This window comes from Amycolatopsis sp. NPDC006131 (assembly GCF_040614175.1).
Taxonomy (GTDB): domain Bacteria; phylum Actinomycetota; class Actinomycetes; order Mycobacteriales; family Pseudonocardiaceae; genus Amycolatopsis_E; species Amycolatopsis_E tucumanensis.
In genome coordinates this window covers 1,834-5,233 of the sequence record NZ_JBEXTX010000211.1, presented here as the reverse complement: position 1 = coordinate 5,233, position 3,400 = coordinate 1,834, and the positions used below count along the sequence as shown (strand labels likewise).

The following is a 3,400-nucleotide window of genomic DNA, read 5'->3' as shown; positions in this document are numbered from 1 at the left end:
ATAGCCGGATCGATTTTCTAGCATTGTTGGAGAGTTTGATCCTGGCTCAGGACGAACGCTGGCGGCGTGCTTAACACATGCAAGTCGAACGCTGAAGCACCTTCGGGTGTGGATGAGTGGCGAACGGGTGAGTAACACGTGGGTAACCTGCCCTGTACTTTGGGATAAGCCCTGGAAACGGGGTCTAATACCGAATATGACTCGCTAAGGCATCTTGGTGGGTGGAAAGTTTCGGCGGTACAGGATGGGCCCGCGGCCTATCAGCTTGTTGGTGGGGTAGTGGCCTACCAAGGCGACGACGGGTAGCCGGCCTGAGAGGGTGACCGGCCACACTGGGACTGAGACACGGCCCAGACTCCTACGGGAGGCAGCAGTGGGGAATATTGCACAATGGGCGGAAGCCTGATGCAGCGACGCCGCGTGAGGGATGACGGCCTTCGGGTTGTAAACCTCTTTCGCCAGGGACGAAGCGCAAGTGACGGTACCTGGAGAAGAAGCACCGGCTAACTACGTGCCAGCAGCCGCGGTAATACGTAGGGTGCAAGCGTTGTCCGGAATTATTGGGCGTAAAGAGCTCGTAGGCGGCTTGTCGCGTCTGCTGTGAAAATCCGGGGCTTAACTCCGGACCTGCAGTGGATACGGGCAGGCTTGAGTTCGGTAGGGGAGACTGGAATTCCTGGTGTAGCGGTGAAATGCGCAGATATCAGGAGGAACACCGGTGGCGAAGGCGGGTCTCTGGGCCGATACTGACGCTGAGGAGCGAAAGCGTGGGGAGCGAACAGGATTAGATACCCTGGTAGTCCACGCTGTAAACGTTGGGCGCTAGGTGTGGGCGACTTCCACGTTGTCCGTGCCGTAGCTAACGCATTAAGCGCCCCGCCTGGGGAGTACGGCCGCAAGGCTAAAACTCAAAGGAATTGACGGGGGCCCGCACAAGCGGCGGAGCATGTGGATTAATTCGATGCAACGCGAAGAACCTTACCTGGGCTTGACATGCACTGGAAACCGGCAGAGATGTCGGCCCCCTTGTGGCCGGTGTGCAGGTGGTGCATGGCTGTCGTCAGCTCGTGTCGTGAGATGTTGGGTTAAGTCCCGCAACGAGCGCAACCCTTGTCCTGTGTTGCCAGCGCGTAATGGCGGGGACTCGCGGGAGACTGCCGGGGTCAACTCGGAGGAAGGTGGGGATGACGTCAAGTCATCATGCCCCTTATGTCCAGGGCTTCACACATGCTACAATGGCTGGTACAGAGGGCTGCGATACCGTGAGGTGGAGCGAATCCCTTAAAGCCGGTCTCAGTTCGGATCGCAGTCTGCAACTCGACTGCGTGAAGTCGGAGTCGCTAGTAATCGCAGATCAGCAACGCTGCGGTGAATACGTTCCCGGGCCTTGTACACACCGCCCGTCACGTCATGAAAGTCGGTAACACCCGAAGCCCATGGCCCAACCCCGCTTGCGGGGAGGGAGTGGTCGAAGGTGGGACTGGCGATTGGGACGAAGTCGTAACAAGGTAGCCGTACCGGAAGGTGCGGCTGGATCACCTCCTTTCTAAGGAGCAGCTCACTTCCACGCTCTTCGGGGTGTGGAGTGGCCAGGCTCAGTGTCCGAATGTGGCACTGTCTGGTTGCTCAAGGAATTGTGGACGACTGGCTGATGCTCATCTGAGGGACGAAGGAACTGTCTAGTACTGCCGGCAACGGCGTGGAACGGGGTTGTGGAGTCTCGAGGATGGGTGCTTGTTGATACGCTGTTGGGTCCTGAGGCAACACGGTGTGTTGTTTCTGGGTGTGGTGTTTGAGAATTGCAGAGTGGATGCGAGCATCTTTGTGGTCAAGTTGTTAAGGGCACATGGTGGATGTCTTGGCATCAGGAGCCGATGAAGGACGTGGGAGGCTGCGATAAGCCTCGGGGAGCTGTCAACCGAGCTGTGATCCGAGGGTGTCCGAATGGGGAAACCCAGCACCTGTTATGAGGTGTTACCCATACCTGAATATATAGGGTATGTGGAGGGAACGCGGGGAAGTGAAACATCTCAGTACCCGTAGGAAGAGAAAACACTAGTGATTCCGTGAGTAGTGGCGAGCGAAAGCGGAGGAGGCTAAACCGTGCGCATGTGATACCTGTCAGGGGTTGTGTGTGCGGGGTTGTGGGACCCATCTTCCAGAATCTGACAGTTCTGGCATCGTGCTGCATGGCTAGTGGAACCGCCTGGGATGGTGGACCGGAGTGGGTGAGAGTCCCGTACGCGAAAGCTGTGTTGGTGTGGTGTGGTGGTGTTCCCGAGTAGCAGCGAGCTCGTGGAATTTGCTGTGAATCTGCCGGGACCACTCGGTAAGCCTAAATACTTCCTGGTGACCGATAGCGGACGAGTACCGTGAGGGAAAGATGAAAAGTACCCCGGGAGGGGAGTGAAAGAGTACCTGAAACCGTGTGCCTACAAGCCGTCAGGGCCATCTTCGGATGGTGATGGCGTGCCTTTTGAAGAATGAGCCTGCGAGTTAGTGCTGCGTGGCGAGGTTAACCCGTGTGGGGTAGCCGTAGCGAAAGCGAGTCTGAATAGGGCGTGTGAGTCGCGTGGTCTAGACCCGAAGCGGAGTGATCTACCCATGGCCAGGCTGAAGCGAGGGTAAGACCTCGTGGAGGGCCGAACCCACCAGGGTTGAAAACCTGGGGGATGAGTTGTGGGTAGGGGTGAAAGGCCAATCAAACTCCGTGATAGCTGGTTCTCCCCGAAATGCATTTAGGTGCAGCGTCGCATGTTTCGTGGTGGGGGTAGAGCTACTGGATGGCCTAGGGGCCTTACCGGGTTACCGAAGTCAACCAAACTCCGAATACCATCACGTGAGAGTGCGGCAGTGAGACGGCGGGGGATAAGCTTCGTCGTCGAGAGGGAAACAGCCCAGAACACCGGCTAAGGCCCCTAAGTGTGTGCTTAGTGGGAAAGGATGTGGGGTCGCTTAGACAACCAGGAGGTTGGCTTAGAAGCAGCCACCCTTGAAAGAGTGCGTAATAGCTCACTGGTCAAGTGGTCCTGCGCCGATAATGTAGCGGGGCTCAAGTACACCGCCGAAGCCGTGTCAATAACACAATACATCCGCTTGGTTCTTTGGGAACCTTGTGTAGTGGTGTTGTTGGGTAGGGGAGCGTCCTGCATCCAGAGAAGCGGCCGTGGAAGCGAGTCGTGGAGGGTGTGGGAGTGAGAATGCAGGCATGAGTAGCGAATGCAGAGTGAGAAACTCTGCCGCCGGATGACCAAGGGTTCCTGGGTCAAGTTAATCTGCCCAGGGTAAGTCGGGACCTAAGGCGAGGCCGACAGGCGTAGTCGATGGACAACGGGTTGATATTCCCGTACCCGCGTATGTTCGCCCATGACGAGGCGCATGATACTAACCGCCCTGAACC

Annotated in this window: 2 rRNA genes (1 of these 2 cut by a window edge); both read left to right on the top strand. The window is 57.3% G+C overall.

The annotated features are described in order from the left end of the window. The first annotated feature begins 23 nt into the window (after positions 1-23). A 16S ribosomal RNA gene (locus tag ABZ215_RS43155) occupies positions 24-1,546 on the top strand. Between the two features lie 280 nt (positions 1,547-1,826). Further along, positions 1,827-3,400: ribosomal RNA gene (locus ABZ215_RS43150) — 23S ribosomal RNA — on the top strand (it continues 1,640 nt past the right edge of the window). Together the 16S and 23S rRNA genes form the textbook arrangement of a ribosomal RNA operon.